At 49.4% G+C, this 21,298-nt stretch carries 22 protein-coding genes, 2 tRNA genes and 1 riboswitch; of the genes, 9 read left to right on the top strand and 15 right to left on the bottom strand.

The features are described from left to right. The first annotated feature begins 129 nt into the window (after window positions 1–129). Window positions 130–939 carry a shikimate dehydrogenase gene (aroE, locus tag ACTHUG_RS02225; RefSeq protein WP_440386072.1) on the top strand — a complete coding sequence of 270 codons (810 nt, stop codon included), beginning with the start codon at window positions 130–132 and terminating at the stop codon, window positions 937–939. Window positions 940–941: 2 nt separating this feature from the next. Then, on the top strand, window positions 942–1,643 hold the full coding sequence (gene mtgA, locus ACTHUG_RS02220) for a monofunctional biosynthetic peptidoglycan transglycosylase (protein ID WP_003748438.1): 702 nt from the start codon (window positions 942–944) through the stop codon (window positions 1,641–1,643). A 39-nt stretch (window positions 1,644–1,682) separates the two neighbouring features. On the opposite strand, the gene pncB is transcribed toward mtgA, so the two are convergent. Next, window positions 1,683–2,903, bottom strand: coding sequence for a nicotinate phosphoribosyltransferase (gene pncB / locus ACTHUG_RS02215; protein WP_440386071.1), 1,221 nt, complete (start codon window positions 2,901–2,903; stop codon window positions 1,683–1,685). Window positions 2,904–2,995: 92 nt separating this feature from the next. Continuing rightward, window positions 2,996–4,291, bottom strand: coding sequence for a M23 family metallopeptidase (locus tag ACTHUG_RS02210; RefSeq protein WP_003748435.1), 1,296 nt, complete (start codon window positions 4,289–4,291; stop codon window positions 2,996–2,998). 363 nt (window positions 4,292–4,654) lie between these two features. On the opposite strand from ACTHUG_RS02210, the gene ACTHUG_RS02205 reads away from it, so the two are divergent. Beyond that, the gene (locus tag ACTHUG_RS02205; RefSeq protein WP_440386070.1) at window positions 4,655–5,635 is read left to right on the top strand and encodes a hypothetical protein; all 981 of its coding nucleotides are present in this window, start codon (window positions 4,655–4,657) and stop codon (window positions 5,633–5,635) included. A 6-nt stretch (window positions 5,636–5,641) separates the two neighbouring features. Here the strand turns inward: ACTHUG_RS02205 and rfaQ are convergent, their stop codons facing one another. Next, window positions 5,642–6,724, bottom strand: a complete 1,083-nt coding sequence (gene rfaQ, locus ACTHUG_RS02200; protein ID WP_440386069.1) for a putative lipopolysaccharide heptosyltransferase III — start codon at window positions 6,722–6,724, stop codon at window positions 5,642–5,644. Window positions 6,725–6,871: 147 nt separating this feature from the next. Beyond that, window positions 6,872–6,916, top strand: a riboswitch (PreQ1 riboswitch). 3 nt (window positions 6,917–6,919) lie between these two features. On the opposite strand from rfaQ, the gene queF reads away from it, so the two are divergent. Together queF and ACTHUG_RS02190 are read left to right on the top strand one after the other, a co-directional pair. After that, the gene (gene queF, locus ACTHUG_RS02195; protein WP_003748427.1) at window positions 6,920–7,393 is read left to right on the top strand and encodes a preQ(1) synthase; all 474 of its coding nucleotides are present in this window, start codon (window positions 6,920–6,922) and stop codon (window positions 7,391–7,393) included. Window positions 7,394–7,493: 100 nt separating this feature from the next. Further along, complete coding sequence (locus tag ACTHUG_RS02190) at window positions 7,494–8,171, top strand: 7-cyano-7-deazaguanine/7-aminomethyl-7-deazaguanine transporter (RefSeq protein ID WP_070814256.1); 678 nt, start codon at window positions 7,494–7,496, stop codon at window positions 8,169–8,171. A gap of 68 nt (window positions 8,172–8,239) precedes the next feature. On the opposite strand, the gene ubiM is transcribed toward ACTHUG_RS02190, so the two are convergent. From ubiM to rplU, 3 genes are all read right to left on the bottom strand, one after another. Continuing rightward, the gene (gene ubiM, locus ACTHUG_RS02185) at window positions 8,240–9,424 is read right to left on the bottom strand and encodes a 5-demethoxyubiquinol-8 5-hydroxylase UbiM (protein ID WP_440386068.1); all 1,185 of its coding nucleotides are present in this window, start codon (window positions 9,422–9,424) and stop codon (window positions 8,240–8,242) included. A 274-nt stretch (window positions 9,425–9,698) separates the two neighbouring features. Next, window positions 9,699–9,971, bottom strand: coding sequence for a 50S ribosomal protein L27 (gene rpmA / locus ACTHUG_RS02180; RefSeq protein ID WP_002212328.1), 273 nt, complete (start codon window positions 9,969–9,971; stop codon window positions 9,699–9,701). Between the two features lie 27 nt (window positions 9,972–9,998). Then, window positions 9,999–10,307: a 50S ribosomal protein L21 gene (gene rplU / locus ACTHUG_RS02175; RefSeq protein WP_002216394.1), complete on the bottom strand. Its 309-nt coding sequence runs from the start codon at window positions 10,305–10,307 to the stop codon at window positions 9,999–10,001. A 263-nt stretch (window positions 10,308–10,570) separates the two neighbouring features. Between rplU and ispB the strand changes: the two genes are divergently transcribed. From ispB to ACTHUG_RS02160, 3 genes are all read left to right on the top strand, one after another. Then, complete coding sequence (ispB, locus tag ACTHUG_RS02170) at window positions 10,571–11,545, top strand: octaprenyl diphosphate synthase (protein WP_003748423.1); 975 nt, start codon at window positions 10,571–10,573, stop codon at window positions 11,543–11,545. Between the two features lie 4 nt (window positions 11,546–11,549). Continuing rightward, window positions 11,550–11,996: a DUF441 domain-containing protein gene (locus tag ACTHUG_RS02165; protein WP_440386067.1), complete on the top strand. Its 447-nt coding sequence runs from the start codon at window positions 11,550–11,552 to the stop codon at window positions 11,994–11,996. A gap of 18 nt (window positions 11,997–12,014) precedes the next feature. Next, window positions 12,015–12,089, top strand: a tRNA-Arg gene (locus tag ACTHUG_RS02160). A 101-nt stretch (window positions 12,090–12,190) separates the two neighbouring features. Here the strand turns inward: ACTHUG_RS02160 and ACTHUG_RS02155 are convergent. Both ACTHUG_RS02155 and ACTHUG_RS02150 read right to left on the bottom strand, forming a co-directional pair. Beyond that, window positions 12,191–13,348: an NnrS family protein gene (locus tag ACTHUG_RS02155; RefSeq protein WP_049321983.1), complete on the bottom strand. Its 1,158-nt coding sequence runs from the start codon at window positions 13,346–13,348 to the stop codon at window positions 12,191–12,193. 86 nt (window positions 13,349–13,434) lie between these two features. After that, window positions 13,435–13,815: a hemerythrin domain-containing protein gene (locus ACTHUG_RS02150; RefSeq protein WP_063076157.1), complete on the bottom strand. Its 381-nt coding sequence runs from the start codon at window positions 13,813–13,815 to the stop codon at window positions 13,435–13,437. Window positions 13,816–13,961: 146 nt separating this feature from the next. Between ACTHUG_RS02150 and ACTHUG_RS02145 the strand changes: the two genes are divergently transcribed. Further along, entirely contained in the window at window positions 13,962–14,420 is a 459-nt protein-coding gene (locus ACTHUG_RS02145; RefSeq protein WP_440386066.1) for an RrF2 family transcriptional regulator, read from the top strand. 599 nt (window positions 14,421–15,019) lie between these two features. Here ACTHUG_RS02145 and ACTHUG_RS02140 read toward each other — a convergent pair. From ACTHUG_RS02140 to ACTHUG_RS02110, 7 genes are all read right to left on the bottom strand, one after another. Beyond that, window positions 15,020–15,095: transfer RNA gene (locus tag ACTHUG_RS02140), tRNA-Ile, on the bottom strand. A 93-nt stretch (window positions 15,096–15,188) separates the two neighbouring features. Continuing rightward, window positions 15,189–16,040: a dihydropteroate synthase gene (gene folP / locus ACTHUG_RS02135; RefSeq protein ID WP_440386065.1), complete on the bottom strand. Its 852-nt coding sequence runs from the start codon at window positions 16,038–16,040 to the stop codon at window positions 15,189–15,191. 84 nt (window positions 16,041–16,124) lie between these two features. Then, window positions 16,125–17,786 (bottom strand): electron transfer flavoprotein-ubiquinone oxidoreductase, encoded by a 1,662-nt coding sequence (locus ACTHUG_RS02130; RefSeq protein ID WP_440386064.1) that lies wholly within the window; start codon window positions 17,784–17,786, stop codon window positions 16,125–16,127. Between the two features lie 132 nt (window positions 17,787–17,918). After that, window positions 17,919–18,356 carry an ExbD/TolR family protein gene (locus ACTHUG_RS02125; RefSeq protein ID WP_003686804.1) on the bottom strand — a complete coding sequence of 146 codons (438 nt, stop codon included), beginning with the start codon at window positions 18,354–18,356 and terminating at the stop codon, window positions 17,919–17,921. Window positions 18,357–18,359: 3 nt separating this feature from the next. Beyond that, window positions 18,360–19,019, bottom strand: coding sequence for a MotA/TolQ/ExbB proton channel family protein (locus tag ACTHUG_RS02120; protein ID WP_003686817.1), 660 nt, complete (start codon window positions 19,017–19,019; stop codon window positions 18,360–18,362). A gap of 102 nt (window positions 19,020–19,121) precedes the next feature. After that, window positions 19,122–20,051 (bottom strand): energy transducer TonB, encoded by a 930-nt coding sequence (locus ACTHUG_RS02115; RefSeq protein ID WP_440386063.1) that lies wholly within the window; start codon window positions 20,049–20,051, stop codon window positions 19,122–19,124. 349 nt (window positions 20,052–20,400) lie between these two features. Further along, window positions 20,401–21,297, bottom strand: a complete 897-nt coding sequence (locus ACTHUG_RS02110; protein ID WP_440386062.1) for a tyrosine recombinase XerC — start codon at window positions 21,295–21,297, stop codon at window positions 20,401–20,403. Window position 21,298: the final 1 nt, after the last annotated feature.

The following is a 21,298-nucleotide window of genomic DNA, read 5'->3' as shown; positions in this document are numbered from 1 at the left end:
GCGCCCGTTTTTACGCACTGAAATATAGTTTCAGACTGTTTGATTGTCAACAATTTTACATTACGCTTTCTTAACATAAAGACCGCTATAATAAGCACTCTTTTCTTTTGTTTCCGCAGAACCTGTTTTATGAACAATACCCCGCGTTACGCCGTTTTCGGCAATCCCGTTGCACACAGTAAATCACCGCAAATCCATCAGCAGTTTGCGCTGCAGGAAGGCGCGGCCATCGAATATGGGCGCATTTGTGCTGAAATCGGCGGTTTTGCCGAAGCTGTTGCGGCGTTTCGTGCCGAGGGCGGGCAAGGTGCGAATGTAACTGTCCCGTTCAAGCAGGAAGCTTTTGCGCTGGCGGATGAGCATTCCGACCGCGCTTTGGCTGCCGGCGCGGTCAATACGCTGGTGTGGTTGGAAGACGGCAGGATACACGGCGACAACACCGACGGTATCGGTTTGGCCAACGATATCACGCAGGTTAAAAACATTGCCATCGAAGGCAAAACCATTTTGCTTTTGGGCGCGGGCGGCGCTGTGCGCGGCGTGATTCCTGTTTTGAAAGAACACCGCCCTGCCCGTATCGTCATTGCCAACCGTACCCACGCCAAGGCCGAGGAATTGGCTCAGCTTTTCGGCATTGAAGCCGTCCCGATGGCGGATTTGAACGGCGGCTTTGATATCATCATCAACGGCACGTCCGGCGGCTTGAGCGGTCAGCTTCCAGCCGTCAATCCTGAAATTTTCCGCAACTGCCGCCTTGCCTACGATATGGTTTACGGCGAAGCGGCGCAAGCGTTTTTGAACTTTGCCCGAAGCAGCGGCGCGGCCGAAGTTTCAGACGGCCTGGGCATGCTGGTCGGTCAGGCTGCCGCCTCTTACCATATTTGGCGCGGATTTACGCCCGATATCCGTCCTGTTATCGAATACATGAAAGCCCTGTAACCATGTTCCGCATCATCAAATGGCTGATTGCCCTGCCCATCGGCATCTTCATTTTCTTCAACGCTTATGTGTACGGCAACATCATTACCTACCGCGCCGTCGCGCCCAGCAAAACCGCCTTCATGTCCATGCGCATGAGCCAGTTTGCAAGCGAAGGGCGCGATGTCGAGCTGGACTACCGCTGGGTGCCGTACGACCAAATCTCCGTCAACCTCAAAAAAGCCCTGATTGCTTCCGAAGACGCCAACTTTGCCGAACACAGCGGCTTTGACTGGAACGGCATCAAATACGCCATGAAACGCAATAAGCAAAGCGGCGAAGTCAAAGCCGGCGGTTCGACCATCAGTCAGCAGCTGGCGAAAAACCTGTTTCTTAACGAAAGCCGCAGCTACATCCGCAAAGGCGAAGAAGCGGCGATTACGGCGATGATGGAAGCGGTTACCGACAAAGACCGCATTTTTGAGCTGTATCTGAACTCAATCGAATGGCACTACGGCGTATTCGGCGCGGAAGCGGCGTCCCAGTATTTCTACAAGAAACCTGCCTCCGCCCTCACCCGCCAACAAGCCGCCAAACTCACGGCGCGCGTTCCGGCTCCGCTGTTTTACGCAGACCACCCTAAGAGCAAACGGATGCACAACAAAACCAATATCATCCTGCGCCGCATGGGTTCGGCAGAATTGCCCGAAAGCGATATGGATTAATTCAAAAGGCCGTCTGAACATTTCAGACGGCCTTTGTTTTTAGGCTTTCTCTTCCGGCTCCGGTACGTCAAACACTTGGCGCAGATAAGCGAGGAAGGTGTTGTTGGTGGTCATGGTTTTGCCCGGAGAGTCGGAGAGCTTGGCAACGGATTGGCCATTGCACTCGACGAGCTTCAAGACAATGTTCAAAGGCGTGTGTCCCAAATCGTTGGTCAGGTTGGTACCGATACCAAAACTGGTTTTGAAACGGTCTTTGAAGTATTGGTGCAACGCCCATGAACGCTCAATATCAAGGCCGTCTGAAAAGGTCAGCATTTTGGTGCGGCTGTCGATTTTGAGTTTTTTGTAATGCTCGTAGGCTTTGTCGCCCCAAACATAAGGATCGCCGCTGTCGTGGCGCAGACCGTCGAAGAGTTTGGCGAAATACAGGTCGAAATCGCGCAAGAAGGCATCCATGCCGACCACGTCTGTCAGGGCGATGCCGAGGTCGCCTCGGTATTCGTGTACCCAGCTTTCCAGCGCGGCTTTTTGGAAATTGCGCAAACGTACGTCCAAGGCTTGGAAGGCTTGGAGGAACTCGTGCGCCATGGTACCGATGGGTGTGATGCCGAGTTTTTTGGCCAGATAAACATTGCTGGTACCGCGCACGATATCGGGAGCGGCTTCTAATAAGGTGCGGATAACGTGTTCCTGCCATGCGAGGGTGTAGCGGCGGCGTGTGCCGAAATCGGAAATCAGGAATGGCGGATCATTCGGATTTTGTGTAGCCGCAATTTCCTTCAGCTGTTGCGCTTTGGCCTGCAGACGGCGCTCACCCTCTTCGATGACGGCTGGCGTTTCCAAGCGGCGGAAATAGAGTTCGTTGACGATGGCAAGAATGAAAATCTCGAAGAACATCGCCTGTATCATCGGGCCTTCGATGCGGATATTCAGACGGCCCTGATCGTCGGGGCTGACTTTGACGAAGCGGCGTTGGAGTTGGAAAAGTTCGAGATAATCGACAAAGTCGCTTTTGATAAAACGTAGGCTGCGCAGGTAGTCGAGTTCGTCATGGGTAAAGCGCAGCTGACACAGGGCATCGAGTTCGCGTTCCAAGTCTTCTTGAATATCGGCCAGCGGATACACCATCTCTTTGTTGCGGCAGCGGAATTCGTAGAGGCTGTGGGTTTGCGGGAATTGATGCAACACGACTTGCAGCATGGTGAATTTGTACAGGTCGGTATCAAGCAGGGATTGGATAATGGGCTGATAAGCAGACATAAGTTTTCTCTGAGTAAACGTGGGCGTTGAGGTATCAATTTTAATGGAAAAGGCCGTCTGAAAGAAACCTTATTCAGACGGCCTTTATCTTATTAATCCAGCTGCGCTACGGAAACCGGCAAAGAGCGGATGGTAGACAACATCGTGCTGGCATCTTTTTGCTGTTTGCGGAACGCGGCCATATTGGTCGGGGTCAGCTTCGGCGTCGGCAGGGCGACGGTAGTCGGGTTGACCGGCTGGCCGTTGACGCGTGCTTCGTAGTGCAGGTGCGGGCCGGTCGAACGGCCGGTTGTACCGACAAAACCAATCACTTCGCCGGCGCGGACTCTGCCGTCGGCAGGGCTGAACGCGCTCATGTGGCCGTACAGGGTTTCCACGCCGTTGGCATGGCGAATCATCACGGTATTGCCGTAACCGCCTTTCCAACCTTTGAAAATCACTTCACCATCGGCAGCGGCCTTAATCGGCGTACCGGTCGGCGCGGCATAGTCGATACCGGTGTGCATACGGACGGTATGCAGAACCGGGTGGACACGGTAGCCGAACGGAGAAGAAATACGCGTGTATGCAACAGGCTCGGTATTAAAGCCTTCTTTTTGTTGCAGGGACTTACCGTTTTGGTCGTAGTAGCTGCCGCTTTCTTCGTCGCCTTTGCCTTGGCTGTAATAATAGGCTTGATAAGTTTTGCCGTCTTTGACCACTTCAGCCGCCAAAATATCGCCGACCGCCATTTGTTGGCCGCGGAAATACATGCTGTTGTACAAAAGACGTACGGTATCGCCTTCTTTCAAATCGCTCATATTGAACGAGTCGGCAAAGATTTCTTTGAGCTGGATATACACTTCGGAAGGGATTTCGGCACGGAGCATATCGCCGATGGCGGAAGTGCGGATTTGCACGGAGCGCAGGGTCGGCATGGTTTTCATGTCGATTTCGGCATTGGAGATGCGCCATTTGCCCTTAACTTTTTCCAAAGCCACCAAGTTGCGTTCCAATTCTTCATCGGTAAAGAATTGAACGTCGGTCACTTGGCCTGAAGAATCGATGCGGATGTTGACGGATTGGTTGGTCCGCAGGTTTTTCATGTCAAGGTTGGCATTGTTTTTCGCCATGATTTGCTTGATGTCTTCTTGGTTGACACCCATGCGCGTCAAAACGTCTGCCAAAGAGTCGCCGGCTTGGACGGCTTCTTGCGCCCAATAGCTGGATTGATAGGTATTGGTTTCCACATAAACGGCAGGCAGCTCTTCGGAAATACGCTCGACTTTGAAATCGGTTTGTGCTGGTTGAGGGTCGGTAATGGCGTATGCGGTCATGATGCCTGAAGCCGGCAGCAGAAACGCTAAGAGGGTTGCTTTGAATCGAGTGGAATATTTGTTTTTAATCACGCGTTATCCTTAATGGGGCGGTCTGTTTTTTTAGGTTTGCAGAATGCCGGCACATCCGGCCTGCTGCGACCGCCTGCTGGTTTAAACAGTTTTGGGGATAAAGGACTTTGAGTCTTTTTTCCGATCTGAAAATCAGGTTTTCATTCGGAATGAATGAGGTCGTGTTTGAGATTGACGTTATTATCAGGGCTATTGTGTTGATTTACACCCTGTTTTTCTGAAATTTACGCCACGCATTTTAGCATGGCAGCCCGTTTTTTCCAAACCGGCCGTCTGAACGGCTCTTTTTCAGGGCGTAATGGCAAGGTTCCGAAACGCATCATTTGTCGCGTAAAATAACGGTTTTTCTATCTATTTGCGCTTATGAAGCTGACCCTCGCCCTTCCCTCGCTCAACCGCTTTGCCGACGAATCCGTCCCTGAGCTTGCCTTACCTGCTTTTAACCGTCTTTTGCGTTACGGCACATTACGCAAAGAAACACTCAGGCCGTCTGAATTTTACGGACGCCATTTGTGGAGCGGCAGCCTCATTGCCCAAGTGCAACGTTTACGCCACACAAGCCAAAAACGCACAGCCGCTTTTGCCTCTCCGGTTTGGCAACAGATGGGCATGCACCATGTCAACATTATCAGCGGTGAGTTTATCGGCATCCAAAAAGAGGAGGCGCAACGGTTATGTGCGGATTTGTCGGCGTTTTATCAAGATAAAGATTGGCAATTCGAGCCGCTTTGCGAAAGCATGTGGCTGCTCAGTATGCCGAGGATAGAAGATTGGGGGGCGGAATGTGTTTTGGATGTGTGCGGGCAGCCGGAAATGGACGGTCAGGCGCACGGCAAAGATGCGGTGTCTTGGTTGTCCATGCAGACGGAAATCCAAATGTTTCTCCACACGCATCCGATTAACCAAGCGCGTGAACAACAAGGATTGCCGGAAATCAACGGTTTGTGGCTGTGGAATGATGCGGACGGTACACAGTCTGCGGATATCGTCGCTTCAGACAGCGCATGGGCGCGTTTTTCGGATACGCCCAAACTCGATGCGCCGTATGATTTGAAGGCTTGGTTTGAGATGGTTCAAGAAACAGGCAACACGGTTTCAGACGGCCTTATCTTTTTGGACGACTTGGTTTCCACCTTACAGACAGGCGATGTTTGGGCGTACAAAGATATTTTGGAAAGCTGGGAAACCCGTTGGTTTGCGCCTTTATGGGACGCTCTTGATTCAGGCCGTCTGAAAACCGTGTGCATTGCCACAGACGGCGAAAACGGCGGCACGCTGGAAATCGGCCGCCGTTCAAAATGGGCGTTTTGGCGCAAAGCTAAAACGTTTAACGGATCGTGGTAAGCGGTTTTAAGCCTCCAACGCTTCCAGTTTGGCCGAAATTCTATCCCACACATCCTGCAACGGAATCGCTTTCAACAAACGGGTCGGATCGTTGGTATCGATGCTGTCGGGGTTAGGCAATTCGGCATAATCGCCGGCATAAATGACTTCCGCCTGCTCGGAATACGGACGCCATTTGTCCACCCATGACGCACCAAACAAAGCGATTTGCGGTTTATCCAAAGCGGCGGCGATGTGCATCGGTGCGGAATCTACACCGATAAACAGTTTGGCGCCCTCGATGGCCGCCGCCAATTCACGCAGGCTCAAGCATCCGGATAACACCCAAACTTTTCCGCCTTCAGGAATATTCAGACGGCCTATAATTTCCTGAAGCATGTATTGCTCGACATTGTCGGGGGAAGCGGTCAATACGACATTCTGCCCGCTGTTGAGCAGAAGCTGTACGATGGCAGCATTTTTACCGTCTTCCCAACATTTGAAATGCCAACGCGCACCCGGGTGCATCAACACATAATCTTCACCGTTCCAACCCTGAGCACGCAATTTCTGCCGCATGCTTTCCCTTGCATCTTGCGCCACCCAAAGGCGCACCTTCGCGTCGGCCACGTCTTCGGGCTGGATAAGCGGCGCAAGGATATTCAACTGGTTTTCAACGATATGATAGCTGGTATCCAGCTCATGGTTGATAAAATCATGACAGAAACGCCACCAGAAACCGTCGCGCTTGATGCAGTCCAAACCCACGCTGCAACGGGCGCACAGTTTGGCGATTATTGCCGCGCGCCATTGGTCGGACAGGTTGAAAGCCCAGTCGTAATCGCGTGCCTTCAGCTTTGAAAAAAGGTTTTTCTCACACGCCAACTGCTTGAATACGCCCAGCTTCTTCCAATTTCGATCAATGGTAAAAATCTGCGCAATCTGCGGATTATCGGCAATCAGCTGCTCCGTACCGGCATACACCAGCATATCGATTTCGCAATCGGGGAAACGGGTTTTCAGCGCATCGACCACCGGCGTGCTCAAAAGCACATCGCCATGATGGCGCAATTTGATGATCAGGATACGTTTGGGTTGGGCTAAAGACATACAAAACTTTCAGACGGCCTGTTGATTGGCTGCTATTGTAAAGCGGAAAACAGGTTTCATAAAATACAAAACAGGCCGTCTGAAAGCTATCCTGCTGATTCATCGCTATAAAATCCGCACAAGCCATGCAATTTATATTACAATCCGCACCCCGTGGTTCGAAAACCTCCCACATTAAAAAACTAAGGAAACCTCATGTCCCGCAACAACGAAGAGCTGCAAGGCATCTCCCTTTTGGGCAACCAGAAAACCCAATACCCGAGCGAATACGCACCTGAAATTTTGGAAGCGTTCGACAACAAACACCCCGACAACGACTATTTCGTCAAATTCGTCTGCCCCGAGTTCACCAGCCTCTGCCCGATGACCGGCCAGCCCGACTTTGCCACCATCTACATCCGCTACATCCCCCATATCAAAATGGTGGAAAGCAAATCACTGAAACTCTATCTTTTCAGCTTCCGCAACCACGGCGACTTCCATGAAGACTGCGTCAACATCATCATGAAAGACCTCATCGCCCTGATGGATCCAAAATACATCGAAGTATTCGGCGAATTCACACCGCGCGGCGGCATCGCCATTCATCCGTTTGCCAACTACGGCAAAGCAGGCACAGAGTTTGAAGCTTTGGCACGCAAACGCCTGTTTGAGCACGACGCACAATAATTCCGTTCAGACGGCCTAACGCCTTTTTCATTGCAAGACTTTCTCTATTGCACAGTCTCGCAAGGCTTCATGCCGTCTGAAATACTTCCGAAAGATTTCCATGTACGAATTTACCGCCGCACAGCAGAAGAAAGCGCTCTTCTGGCTGGTGCTTTTCCATATTTTTATTATTGCCGCCAGCAACTATCTGGTGCAGTTCCCCTTTCAGATTTTCGGTATCTTTACCACTTGGGGCGCATTTTCCTTCCCCTTTATCTTCCTCGCTACCGACCTGACCGTGCGCATTTTCGGCGCGCCGTTGGCGAGACGGATTATTTTTTGGGTGATGTTCCCCGCCCTGCTGCTCTCTTACGTCTTCTCCGTCCTCTTTCATGACGGCAACTGGACAGGCTGGGCATCTTTGGCCGAATTTAACACCTTCGTCGGCCGCATCGCATTGGCCAGCTTTTCCGCCTATGCGCTTGGGCAAATCCTCGATATTTTCGTGTTCAACAGATTACGCCGTCTGAAATCATGGTGGGCTGCCCCTACTGCTTCCACCGTTGTCGGCAATGCTTTGGACACGCTGGTGTTTTTTGCCGTTGCCTTTTACGCGAGCAACGATGAATTTATGGCGGCAAATTGGCAGGGCATCGCATTTGTCGATTATCTGTTCAAACTCGCCATCTGCACCCTCTTCTTCCTGCCTGCCTACGGCATCGTATTGAGCATCTTGACCAAAAAACTGACTTCCTTAAACGTCCGTCAAGAAATGCCCGAATCGGTTTTAGCCGAATAAGCAATAGATAAAAAACAAGGCCGTCTGAAACTTTAATCGTTCAGACGGCCTTTTATGTTTTCAAATGATTAACCGGTCAATTGCTTGGTAATCAGTTTTTTCAGCGGCGGGAAGTTATTGCTTGCACGCAATACCAAACCGCGCAGCAGTTTCGCCGGAGCAGTTTCATTGGTAAAGAGTTTCAGCAGCATATTGGTGCCGTGGTAAATCGGATGGGCGTGGAGCATATGCTTGGTGCTGTATTTTTCCAGCAGGCTCTTCGCACCAATATCCTGACCACGTTGCTCGGCTTCAAGAACCAATTTGGCCAAAAGATCGGCACTTGCCAGACCCAAGTTGAAACCGTGCGCAGTAACCGGATGCATACCGACCGCGGCATCGCCGATCAACGCGCTGCGTTTGCCGTAGAAACGTTGGGCAATCATGCCGACCAAAGGATAATTGTGAATGGTGCTGACCAATTCCATATCGCCCAGACGGCCTTTGAGTTGCTCTTTCACGCTGGCTGCCAATTCTTCCGGCGACATGTTTTTAATCGTCTCGGCTTTATCGCTGTCCACCGTAATCACCGTATTGGTCAAATGCTCTTCCAAAGGCAGCAACGCAATGGTGCGGCCGTAGTGGAAGCATTCATATGCAGTATGCAGGTTGGACAGAGTATGCTTCATGCGGCACACAAACATGGTGCGGCTGTAATCGTGCATATCGGAAGAAATGCCCAATTGACGGCGCGTTTGCGAGAAGCGGCTATCGGCGGCCAACAACAGACGGCCGGTTAATACTTCGCCGCTTTCCAAAATGACTTGTGCCTCATTGTCGGAAGTTTTAACTTCTTTAACATTGGTGCCGGCCAGAATTTTCACGTTGTCCAATTTGGACACGACTTCATAAGCGGCTTTACGGATGTTGTGATTGGAAATCAAATAGCCCAAGCAATCGGCAGGCTCACCGCGCGCCTCAGTCGGTTGCGGGAAGTGGAGCTGGTAATCGGAATGACCGTTCAACACTTTGGCATCGCGCAAAGGATAAATTTCGTCTTTTGGAATCAAATCCCACATACCCAATCGCTGCATGATTTCGCGCGACAAGTGCGTCAGTGCGATTTCACGGCCGTCATACGGCGGATTTTGCAACACTTCTAAAGGACTTCTTTCAATCAGGGTTATGTTCAACCCGCTTCCGGCCAACTCTGCGGCAAAACTTAATCCGGCAGGACCTGCGCCGACGACGAGAATATCACTGTGTAAGCTCATGGGAGGAATTCCTTGTATTCAACTGATACGGATTTTTTCAGACGGCCTTAAGTTTACTGTGTTTAGCTACATGAGGGTAAATCAAAGGCATTTGATAGATTATATAGAAAGCATTGATAGAATAAAACAAATGTTATCAATTGTAAGCGCGTTTTTACTTTGACCTTAATATAAATCAAGCTTCAAAACATACGGATTTTATCAAACGGACAAACAGTCAAATAAACAAAAACCGCATTCCGAAAAGGGAATGCGGTTTTCAATCGTAAAACGATTATTCTTCAGAACCAGTGTAAGGACGGATGCTGACAGTTTTACGGTTCAGCGCGCCTTTGGTTTTGAATTCAACGTAACCGTCGACTTTAGCAAACAAAGTGTGGTCTTTGCCCATGCCTACGTTGTCACCTGCGTGGAATTTAGTACCGCGTTGACGAACGATGATGGAGCCTGCCGGAATCAACTCGTTGCCGTAGGCTTTAACGCCCAAGCGTTTGGCTTCTGAATCGCGACCGTTGCGGGTGCTACCGCCTGCTTTTTTACTTGCCATTTGTAATACTCCTGAACTTACTTGAAATTAGGCGATTGCCACGATTTCGATTTGGGTGAAATTTTGGCGATGGCCTTGGCGTTTTTGGTAGTGTTTGCGACGACGCATTTTGAAAATGCGTACTTTCTCGCCACGACCATGAGCAACGACTTTGGCTGTTACTTTTGCGCCTTCGATAAAAGGTGCGCCTACTTTTACAGATTCGCCGTCAGCAATCATCAAAACTTCAGTCAGTTCGATTTGGCTGTCGAGTTCGGCTGGTATCTGTTCTACTTTCAATTTTTCGCCAACGGAAACTTTGTATTGTTTACCGCCGGTTTTTACGACCGCGTACATACTCAACTCCATGAGAATTAGGTTAACATTCCGCACACCATGTGCGAAACGAGCTATTCTATTTCTATTTGTCTGTTTTGTCAAAATTTATTTTATTTACAACTGAAAAGGCCGTCTGAAAGATATGTTGCATGCTTTTTAACTGATATAATCACGCGCTGGATTGCTGATATTTTTATGCAACGTTATTACCCCGACCGAATGTACGGGTTTAAACAGATTCATTGGAGCCTCCGCTCCGTTTTATCAACAGAGAATGTTTTATGCTCGAAAACCTGCCTTACTTCCAACGCCACCTGCCCGATGACCTTGCCAAAGTGAACGCGGTCATCAACCAAGCTGTTCAATCCGATGTCGCGCTGATTTCGCAAATCGGCACATACATCATCAGCGCGGGCGGTAAGCGACTGCGTCCGATTATTACCATTTTGGCAGGCAAAGCAGTCGGGCATGACGATGAAAAACTGTATTCGCTGGCGGCGATGGTGGAATTCATCCACACCTCCACCCTCCTGCACGACGATGTCGTCGATGAAAGCGAATTGCGCCGCGGCCGTAAAACCGCAAACAATCTCTTCGGCAACGCGGCGGCCGTTTTGGTCGGCGACTTCCTCTATACACGCGCCTTCCAACTGATGGTTGGCTCAGGCAGCATGCGTATTTTGGAAGTGATGGCCGATGCGACCAACATCATCGCCGAAGGCGAAGTTATGCAGCTGATGAACATCGGCAATACGGATATTACCGAAGAGCAATACGTCCAAGTCATCCAATACAAAACAGCAAAATTGTTTGAAGCGGCCGCTCAAGTCGGCGCAATTTTGGGCAAGGCTTCCCCCGAACACGAGCAAGCCTTGAAAGACTACGGCATGTACGTCGGTACGGCTTTCCAAATCATTGACGATGTATTGGACTATTCTGGCGAAACCGAAGAAATCGGCAAAAATGTCGGCGACGATCTGGCAGAAGGCAAACCTACCCTGCCATTGATTTACCTGATGCGAAACGGCTCTGAGCAGGCCGCCAACGATGTGCGCCATGCTTTGGAAAATGCCGACCGCAGCTATTTTGAAAAAATCCACGACTATGTCGTCAACTCCGACGCTTTGCCGTATTCGATTTCCGAAGCGAAAAAAGCCGTCGACAAAGCCATCGCTTCATTGGACGTATTGCCTGACAGCGAAGTCAAAGAAGCCATGATCCAACTGGCAAAAGAATCTTTGGCCCGAGTATCTTAATCCGATGAATTCCAGCTTTGTCCCTTTGTTTCTGGTTACGCTGATTTTTTTGGGCGTCGTCAGCAACAACAACTCGATTACGATTTCGGCGGCGATATTGCTGCTCATGCAGCAGACGGCCTTATCGCAATATCTTCCCTTGGTGGAAAAACACGGTTTGCATCTGGGCATCATCCTGCTGACCATCGGCGTATTGAGCCCGCTGGTTTCCGGTAAAATCCAGATTCCGCCGGTTTCCGAGTTTATCAATTTTAAAATGATTGCCGCCGTCCTTATCGGCATTTTGGTTGCCTGGCTTGCCGGACGCGGCGTTCCATTGATGAGCGAACAGCCTGTTTTGGTAACCGGATTATTAATCGGCACAGTCATCGGCGTTGCCTTTGTCGGCGGCATTCCGGTCGGCCCTTTGATTGCTGCCGGCTTATTGTCTTTTTTTGCCGGAAAGGTTTAAAATCCCCTCCTTTACCGCCTCGCCATAGTTCAACGGATAGAACGTATGCCTCCTAAGCGTAAAATACAGGTTCGATTCCTGTTGGCGAGGCCACAGTCTCAATAAAAGCCTTTCATACTTTGAAAGGCTTTTTTATTATCAATAATAAAGGCCGTCTGAAACTTTTCAGACGGCCTTTTCATTTCGCCAAACCGTTAACCCGGACGACCATCCGAACGCGGACGGATCAGCCAAGGAATATATTTCCATGCGTACAACAGCAAAGAGGCGGCAAACAAAGCGGCGGAGCAACGAATACTGTGCGTATATGCCGTACCGTTCACAAAAGTTGCCAAAACACGGACAACCGTTGCGGCTATCATCAACCAAAAGGCGACAGGAACTACTTTAGGCGGCGGATAAATGGAGTTGCCGGTATGGCCAAGCGCGGTTCGCGCCATCATGCCCAAAGTCAGCACGCCGATACCGCCAACGCCGATAAGGTGTACGCCCAAATTCAGGAAACTTGGAACCCAATAAGAAATACCGACAGCAATCAAGCCCAAGCCGGTAAACAGATAGCCTGCAAACAAAATCCAAAGCATAGGCTCTTTCAGTACGGCTTTATACCACCAGCGGTACACCTGCACGGTAAAAATCACACCGGCAGCCAGAGCAAACAACGCGGCCAGTCCCGGCAAAATGTTATGCGCCATCAGCATGGCGGTCAGCATAGGCAGCCAAAGTGAAGCGTGCGCCACCCATTGAGGACTGGGGATTTGCGGCACGTTCAGGCGCTTGGACGTAAAGAACGAGATAATCCGCATACCGATCAAACCGATAAAGCCGGCTACCATAATCAAACCGGATTGCAAACCGGTCATCAGCGCAATGGCATCAAACGGCTGCACTTTCAGATGGAAGGCGAAATGGGTGCCGCCCAAAACAAAAATAGCGAACACGGCAACATAGTTGCGCTTGTTTTGAGAACGGATTACCGGCAAAGCCATGCATACCGCGCCATACCAGAAAAAGATCGTACCGAATATGCCGCTTGCCGTTACCCCCCAACCAGGAATAAACATACAAATGCGGGCCAACAGCCAAAATGCGGTCAAACCGGCCAACGCCTTACCGCGTGTCGGCGGCTGGCCTGTCCAAGTCGCCACGGCCGTCAATAAAAATGCAATGACAACCAATCCGGCATAGCCCCAAATCATTTCATGGGCATGCCAATAAAAACCTGGCAACTCAGGCGTACCCTGAAAGCCGAAGCCCCAAAGCAGTATAGACAATGCGCCATACAAAGCCGCCAACGAATAAAACGGGCGGAAGGCCATTGCCCAAACAGGGTGTTTGAACAAATCGGTCATGGTGGTTCCTTCAATTTTTATATCATCATAAAACAGCAACAGAGGCCGTCTGAAACTTTTCAGACGGCCATCGATTCCTTTCCCTGTTACACATTCTCAGGCAAAGGCAAAAAAGGTTCAATCGCAGGGAAAAGCTCGCGCTCCTCAAAGCGCGCATGATCGCGCAAAGTAACAGCAAACTCCTTATTCCATGATTCATTCATATATTCAGGATGCGCCATCATCGCGCGCAATTTGGCATGATCGCCTTCAAAACGCTGCCGCAACGCAGGGTCAATTTTATCCCAATACGGCGCAAACATGGTTTCCTCTTCCAAAAAATGTGGCTCAAGCTCAACAAAATGAGGCTCCAGCTCCGCCTGATGGCTTTGATCGGGCGTACGCAGGAGACGGACGCACAACGACAGCGAGCCATGATGTTCGCGGGAAAGTTCTATTAAGGCAGGATGGCGTTTCAAGGGCTTCATAAGTTCGTTATAATGGTAACAGTTTGTCAAACTGGATTAATTCAAATGTTTCAGATATTATGAAACCCAATCCCACATAAAGTCAAACAGCCCCTCTCCAAGCACTACGCTTTTGACATATAATAAAAATATCTAAAGAGCCAGCCATGTATCTGACCCAACATACCGATTACGGATTGCGCGTATTGGTTTATACCGCCATCAACGATGACACCCTCGTCAATATCGGCACCATTGCCGAGACTTACAATATTTCCAAAAGCCATTTGATGAAAGTGGTTACCTCATTAGTCAAAGGCGGATTTCTGGTCAGCGTGCGCGGCAAAGGCGGCGGTTTGCGCTTGGCAGACAATCCTGAAAACATCAATATCGGTGCGGTGGTACGTCATCTTGAGCCGACGCAGGTCGTCGAATGCATGGGCGACAACAACGAATGCCTCATCACCCCTTCCTGCCGACTGACCGGTATCATCACCGGCGCCATCAAAGCCTTCTTTAATCATTTAGATCAATACTCACTGCAAGATCTTTTGGACAAGCCGACTTACGACATACTTTATACACCGCGCATCCCGATCAACGAAATACGCGGAACGGCCGACTAAATCCTCAGGCCGTCTGAAAACAATCCAGCCATACTGAAATGGTATTACTTAAATAATAAAAAATGCCGTCTGAAATGAAGATTTTCAGACGGCATTGGTTTACAAAACACTCTACAGCTTAAATAGCTGACTTTCATTCGATAGGTTAATTTTTATGCTAAATATATCGAATATAAGACAACAGAAAAACCTAAAATAAGAATAATCATAGCAACCGTAAAACTTATTCTTAATATTTTCAAATAAAATTTATTGGAGATTTTTTGTATTCCAAACAGTATCTTGAAAAATTTTAATTGCATACTTCTATGAGTAAATAGATATTCAAAAAACCCTATATCCATCCCTTCTGATTTTAATATTTTATATAGCATTACTAGATTAATGATAACTGCAATAAAATACAAAAATGCTAAAAAAAACTGAAAATAAGGAAATAACTCCACCAAACTACTCCTTCTTTTTTAAAAAGGATTTTCCCTAAAAAACATATTGGACGACATAACCAAATTGTTATTGCCGACATTATATTCCAATCTTTCGCAAACCAATAAATACAAAAATACCCGAAGCCAAAAGCTTCGGGCATTTTTAATATTTGGTGGGTCCGGTGGGTTTCGAACCCACGACCAAGGGATTATGAGTCCCCTGCTCTAACCCCTGAGCTACAGACCCGTCAAGAGTAGAAGCGGATTATAGCATAACTTGTTGCTTGTTCAAGATGCCGGGCAAATGTTTCAGACGGCCTGTTGGTTTTCTATTCGGGCATTATGCCGATACGCCCAATTCTTCCCAAACTTTCAAAGCGTCAGCCGTTGCTTTGACATCGTGAACACGGATGATTTGCGCACCTCTAGCCACTGTGGCCAAAGCGGCTGCGACGCTGCCGTGTACGCGTTTGGCGGCATCTTGTTCGCCTGTCAGCTCGCCAATCATGCTTTTGCGCGATATGCCGATCAGAAGGGGGAATCCGGTTGCTTCCATCAACTCAGGCAAATGTTGTATCAGGGTAATGTTGTGTTGCAGGTTTTTGCCGAAACCGAAGCCGGGGTCGAGCGTGATGCGTTCAGGGTCAATGCCTGCTTGAACGCATTCTGCCGCGCGTGCTTTTAAATAACGCGTGATTTCTTCGACGACATCTTGATATTGCGGATTAAGCTGCATGGTTTTGGGCAAACCCTGCATGTGCATGAGACACACGCCTGTCGTCGGCTGTTGAGCCAATAATGCGACTGCGCCTTCATCACTCAATGCGGCAACATCGTTGATAATATCGACGCCGCCTTGCGCCAAGGCTTTTTCCATGGTTGCCGTGTGGCGCGTGTCCAAGCTGACGGGAACATTCCACTTGGCCACTTCCGCCAAAACCGGCTGCACTCTGGCCCATTCTTCTTCGAGAGAAACATCATCCGCACCCGGGCGGGTAGATTCGCCGCCGATATCGAGAATATCCGCGCCGTCTTTCAGCAGCTGCTCGGCATGTGCCAATGCTATTGAGACATTTTGCGAATAGGTGCCGCCATCGGAAAGTGAATCGGGGGTCAGATTGACGATGCCCATGATTTTCGGTTTGTCCAAGGCGATTTCAAATCGGCCTGCCTGCCAAATGCGTGTGTTCATAATGCGTCCATTGATGAAATAATAGGATAGAGGCAGTCTGAAATTTTTCAGACGGCCTTTAGGTTTTGACTTCAAAACAGTAAATTACATTCCGCCGTAATTCGGCCCGCTTGCGCCTTCGGGACAAATCCAAGTGATGTTTTGCGTCGGGTCTTTGATGTCGCACGTTTTGCAGTGTACGCAGTTGGCGGCATTGATTTGCAGACGCGGGCTGCCGTTTTCTTCGACGATTTCATATACGCCGGCCGGACAATAGCGGGTTTCGGGCGAGGCATATTCTTTGTAGTTTACGTCTATCATGACCTGAGGATTTTTCAGCACCAAATGGTCGGGCTGGTTTTCTTCGTGCGCAAGGTTGGCAAGGAAAACGCTGCTCAAACGGTCGAAGGTCAAAACGCCGTCGGGCTTCGGATAATCAATCGGCTTGCATTCGGCTGCTTTTTTGAGCTGCTCGTTGTCTTTGCCGTGATGTTTCAAAGTCCAAGGGGCTTTGCCTCTGAAAATCATTTGGTCGATACCTGTATAGATTGAGCCGAGGTAAACGCCCCATTTGAATGACGGACGGACATTGCGCGCAGCGTAAAGCTCTTGATACAGCCAGCTTTGTTCAAAGCGTTGCTGATAATCGGCAGCCTCTTTGCCACTGTCAAAGCTTTCCACTTCTTCGAGATTTTCCAACAAGGGGAACACGGCTTCTGCGGCAAGCATGGCGGATTTCATGGCCGTATGAATGCCTTTGATGCGCGGCATATTCAGGAAACCGGCCGCATCGCCGACCAAAACGCCGCCTTTAAACGAGAGTTTCGGCAGGCTTTGCAAACCGCCTTCAATCAGCGAACGCGCACCATAAGCGATACGGCGGCCGCCTTCGAAGGTTTTGCGGATTTCAGGATGGGTTTTGAAACGTTGGAACTCTTCAAACGGCGACAGATAAGGGTTTTGATAATCCAAGCCGACCACAAAGCCGACAGCGACTTTGTTTTCGTCAAAGTGATAAATAAACGAGCCACCGTAGGTTTTGCTGTCCAACGGCCAGCCTGCGCTGTGCATAACCAAACCGGGCTGATGTTTTTCAGACGGCACTTCCCAAATTTCTTTAATGCCCAAGCCGTAAGTTTGCGGTTCGCTGTTTTGGTCGAGCTTAAATTGTTCAATGACTTGCTTGGAAAGCGAGCCGCGACAGCCTTCGGCAAATATGGTTTGCTGCGCCCAAAGCTCCATGCCTGGCTGGAATGCATCGGTCGGTTCGCCGTCTTTGCCCACACCCATATTACCGGTCGCAATGCCTTTGACCGAACCGTCTTCGTGATACAGCACTTCGGCGGCGGCAAAACCCGGATAAATTTCCACACCCAAATTTTCCGCCTGTTCCGCCAGCCAGCGCACGACTTCGCCCAAGCTGGCAATATAGTTCGCATGGTTGTCGAAATTCGGGGTAACCGGCAAGTTGAAGGCTTTTTTCTCGGTCAGGAACACAACCCTGTCCTTCGTCACTGTACGCGTCAGCGGCGCGCCTTTTTCTTTCCAATCAGGAATCAGCTCATTCAAAGAAATCGGATCGATAATGGCACCGGCAAGCGAGTGCGCACCGGCCTCCGAACCCTTCTCCACCACGCAAACGCTGATTTCACGTCCATTCTTTTCGGCAAGCTGCTTGAGTTTGATGGCGGCGGACAAGCCCGACGGGCCTGCGCCGACAATCACGACATCGTATTGCATACTGTCGCGCTCAATGGTTTCTGTCATAGTGGTTCCTGTATTGTCATTATTCAATTTAATCCGCTAATTATACAGCCTGGACATATAGTTACCAAATACAACAAAAGGCCGTCTGAAACTTTACTCAAATTTCAGACGGCCTTTACTGTATTCAAAAGATTATTGCGCTTTGGTTTCCGTTACAAAACCGATTTTGCTGATACCGGCTTCGCGCGCCGCTTGCAGGGCTTGGTTGACATAATCGTATTCAACCGCTTTATCCGCCGCAATCGCCACAATCACATCTTCGTTTTTCGCTTTGGCTTCTTTCAGCTTGGCGGTTACCGTTGCCAAATCTACTTTGGTATCCGAATCACCGCCAACGACATAAGCACCACTGGCATCAATACTCAAACGCAAAGGATCTTTAGGCTGCTGCTTATCCTCTTTTGCCGCTTTTTCCGAAGCAGTCGGCAACTCCAAAGGAATCGAGTGGGTCAGCACCGGCATAGTAATCATAAATACAATCAGCAACACCAGCATCACGTCCACCAAAGGCGTAACGTTGATATCCGACATCGGCGCATCATCGCCGGAATTCATTGATCCGAAAGCCATGATTTAATCCTTTTGGTTCAGAAGGCGGACATGCAGGTCATGTGCAAATGCATCCATATCTTGCGCGATGGTTTTTGTACCGCGATTGAGGAAGTTGTACGCCAATACGGCCGGAATCGCCACAAACAGGCCGACAGCAGTCGATACCAAAGCTTCGCCAATCGGACCGGCTACCGCAGCAATGCTCATTTGGCCGCTTTCGCTGATGCCGATCAGGGCATGGTAAATACCCCAAACCGTACCCAACAGGCCGATAAACGGAGCGGTTGCACCGATAGAGGCCAAAGCGGTCATACCGTAGTCGAACTGGCGCATGGTTTGGGTCAAACTGTTACGGATGTGAACGACCAAGTATTCGTTCAAAGGCAATTCGTCAATCAGCGATTTGCTCGTCGTTTGACGGTAATTTTGGTACGCGCGCAGAGATTCATCTGCAACACGGCTCATCGGTGCTTCTACCGCTTTGGCTTTTTGTACAGCATCAGCCAGCGTAAACGCATTCAGCATCAACTCTTTTACCTGTGCATTGCCTTTTTTCGCTTTGCGGTATTTGATGCAGCGAATCACAATGACGCTCCAAGTCACCACACTCATCAACAACATCAGGACAAATACACCAATCAGTACCACATCACCTGATTTGAAAACTAAACTTAAATCCATAATTTTTCCAAGTTAAAAATAAAATTAAAATTTCTATCGGGTCATTTAAAATTATTTCCCAACAGCATATATTTTCTAATCAATCAGCTTAGGCCTAGATACTTATTCGAGCGTGAATTTGACAGGTACTTTAAATTCAGTCCAAACGCTTGCATTACAGCTACCATCTTTAACAGCTTTACGCGCTGCATTATCCAGACGACTATAACCACTTGATTTATTCACACTGATTGAATCCACTTTACCGCCGGGACCAACCAAGACTTTCAAAACAACCAAGCCCTCTTCACCATTTTCAGTGGATAGTGAAGGATACGGAGGTCTTGGAATATGGCAGGTTCCTTTTGCCGGATTGCCTTTACTGCTGCCGGCACCTGTACCGCTGCCACCACCTCCGCCACCGGTACCGGAGCCATGTTCGCCTTTCGCACCGCCGCTGCCGGAGCCGCTGCCTTCGCCGCGTCCGCTGCCTGTACCTTTCGTACCGCCGCCGTTACCTTTACCTTCTCCGTTCAAGGCTTTGCCTTCGCCGCTGCCTTTACCGTTTTCAGCAGTATTCGGCCCGGTTTTGTTGCCTGAGTATTCAGATGCTTTGGGAGATGGTTTAGGTTCTGCCTTCGGCTCTGGTTTTGGTTCAGGTTTTGGCTCGGGCTTAGGCTCAGGTTTGGGTTCCGGCTTAGGCTCGGGCTTAGGTTTCTCGATAGGTTTCGGTTTTTCCTTTTGCTGTACGATATCCGCTTTTTCTTTTTTCGTTACCACAGGTTTGATAACAGGTTTGGGCGGCTCGACAGGCTTAGGCTTGGGTTTCGGCTTGGGTTTCGGTTGTTCTGGGGTAGGCTCGGGTGCGGCAGGTGCGCCTTCGCCCTCAGGGCTGCCGTCGCCACCGCCGAAATCGCCCAAATCGACAAATTCAATATTCGCCATTTCTACAGGAGGCGGTTTGTGCGCGTGCCATAAAAGTGCAACCAAACCGACGTGAATCAACGCAACGGAAGTCACGACGGCTGGAGTTAAAATTCGTTTTTTATCCATAATTCCGTTATGTTAATAGCAACAATTCCCGTTTGCAAGTCGTTTTACAGTCAAAATAAGCATTAATGCTTATAGAGAAAGTTTATAGACCTGCTGTTTTAAAGGCTGTATATCATAATATGATATTAGCTCTCATTACTAATATTATCAAACAAGCGGCCATCTGAAAAGATAAACGGTATTAAAAAAGCCATCGTCTCTTACAATCTTTATGCCATCCGCACATCAGGCCGATATTGAACCTCATCAGACCGATAAAAATTCAAATGGTTTCAAATCATCTGTATTTTTATCCATAAAACATCAGGCCGTCTGAAAACGCTCTTCAGACGGCCTGATTCAAACAAAATCATTTTTTCCGTTTCGCCCTTGGGTGCGCCTCATCATAAACGCGCGCCAAATGGTCGAAATCCAGCTTTGTATAAACTTGCGTAGCGGAAAGGTTGCTGTGGCCCAACAATTCCTGTACGGCGCGGATATCGCCCGATGCCTGCAAAAGATGGGTTGCATAGCTGTGGCGCATCATGTGCGGCGAGATATGGCTGGCGCTGCCCACGCGCACCGCCCACGCCTGCAGGCGTTTTTGGATTTGACGTTGCCCCAGCCTACCGCCGTTCTTATTGGTGAACAAGGCCTGCTCACCCTCTTTGGCAATACGCACTGCCAAATAATCGCGCAATGCCGCAATGCTTTTGCCCACCAAAGGCACTTGCCGCTGCTTGCCGCCTTTACCCTTCACGCTGACCCAGCCTTCGTCCAAGACGATACTGTCCAGATTCAACCCTTGTATCTCGCTCAGGCGCAAACCGCTGCCATACATCAATTCAAATATGGCCTTATCGCGCACGTCCAATTCGTCATCAACAGGCGCATGGTCAAGAATATGGTTTAAAGGTTCTTGCGGCAGTGCTTTAGGCAGGCGTTCAGGCAGGCGCGGTGCTTTCATATTAAATGTCGGATCGCTTTCCATGACTTCTATCTGCACCAGCCAACTGCAATACTGCCGCCACGCCGACAATTTCCGCGCCAAGCTGCTTTCGCTTAAACCCTTTTGCGACAGTTTTTTCAATGCCGCCACAAAATCACGGCGCGTCGGCAGGCCGTTTTTCAGATTATCGGGCAACAGACGCATCAATTCACTCAAATCGCGCCGATAAGCGGAAACGGTATGCTGCGACTTGCCTTGTTGCGACAAGGTTTTCAGATAGCGTTCAAGATGAAGCGCAAAATGATTTGATTCCGCCATT

It is taken from the genome of Neisseria sp. P0022.S009, assembly GCF_051956675.1.
Taxonomy (GTDB): Bacteria; Pseudomonadota; Gammaproteobacteria; order Burkholderiales; family Neisseriaceae; genus Neisseria.
The sequence above is the reverse complement of the archived record's forward strand: the minus strand, read 5'-3'. Positions and strand labels throughout refer to the sequence as shown.

Bases quoted from the DNA above. Each gene is read 5' to 3' on its own strand.
- rpmA (WP_002212328.1), bottom strand. From the start codon at position 9,971: ATGGCAAGTAAAAAAGCAGGCGGTAGCACCCGCAACGGTCGCGATTCA.
- ACTHUG_RS02145 (WP_440386066.1), top strand. From the start codon at position 13,962: ATGTATCTGACCCAACATACCGATTACGGATTGCGCGTATTGGTTTAT.
- ubiM (WP_440386068.1), bottom strand. From the start codon at position 9,424: ATGAGCTTACACAGTGATATTCTCGTCGTCGGCGCAGGTCCTGCCGGA.
- ACTHUG_RS02205 (WP_440386070.1), top strand. From the start codon at position 4,655: ATGAAGCTGACCCTCGCCCTTCCCTCGCTCAACCGCTTTGCCGACGAA.
- ACTHUG_RS02125 (WP_003686804.1), bottom strand. From the start codon at position 18,356: ATGGCTTTCGGATCAATGAATTCCGGCGATGATGCGCCGATGTCGGAT.
- ACTHUG_RS02115 (WP_440386063.1), bottom strand. From the start codon at position 20,051: ATGGATAAAAAACGAATTTTAACTCCAGCCGTCGTGACTTCCGTTGCG.
- aroE (WP_440386072.1), top strand. From the start codon at position 130: ATGAACAATACCCCGCGTTACGCCGTTTTCGGCAATCCCGTTGCACAC.
- ACTHUG_RS02165 (WP_440386067.1), top strand. From the start codon at position 11,550: ATGAATTCCAGCTTTGTCCCTTTGTTTCTGGTTACGCTGATTTTTTTG.
- folP (WP_440386065.1), bottom strand. From the start codon at position 16,040: ATGAACACACGCATTTGGCAGGCAGGCCGATTTGAAATCGCCTTGGAC.
- pncB (WP_440386071.1), bottom strand. From the start codon at position 2,903: ATGTCTGCTTATCAGCCCATTATCCAATCCCTGCTTGATACCGACCTG.
- queF (WP_003748427.1), top strand. From the start codon at position 6,920: ATGTCCCGCAACAACGAAGAGCTGCAAGGCATCTCCCTTTTGGGCAAC.
- ACTHUG_RS02110 (WP_440386062.1), bottom strand. From the start codon at position 21,297: ATGGCGGAATCAAATCATTTTGCGCTTCATCTTGAACGCTATCTGAAA.
- ACTHUG_RS02150 (WP_063076157.1), bottom strand. From the start codon at position 13,815: ATGAAGCCCTTGAAACGCCATCCTGCCTTAATAGAACTTTCCCGCGAA.
- rfaQ (WP_440386069.1), bottom strand. From the start codon at position 6,724: ATGTCTTTAGCCCAACCCAAACGTATCCTGATCATCAAATTGCGCCAT.
- ACTHUG_RS02155 (WP_049321983.1), bottom strand. From the start codon at position 13,348: ATGACCGATTTGTTCAAACACCCTGTTTGGGCAATGGCCTTCCGCCCG.
- ispB (WP_003748423.1), top strand. From the start codon at position 10,571: ATGCTCGAAAACCTGCCTTACTTCCAACGCCACCTGCCCGATGACCTT.
- ACTHUG_RS02190 (WP_070814256.1), top strand. From the start codon at position 7,494: ATGTACGAATTTACCGCCGCACAGCAGAAGAAAGCGCTCTTCTGGCTG.
- rplU (WP_002216394.1), bottom strand. From the start codon at position 10,307: ATGTACGCGGTCGTAAAAACCGGCGGTAAACAATACAAAGTTTCCGTT.
- mtgA (WP_003748438.1), top strand. From the start codon at position 942: ATGTTCCGCATCATCAAATGGCTGATTGCCCTGCCCATCGGCATCTTC.
- ACTHUG_RS02130 (WP_440386064.1), bottom strand. From the start codon at position 17,786: ATGACAGAAACCATTGAGCGCGACAGTATGCAATACGATGTCGTGATT.
- ACTHUG_RS02120 (WP_003686817.1), bottom strand. From the start codon at position 19,019: ATGGATTTAAGTTTAGTTTTCAAATCAGGTGATGTGGTACTGATTGGT.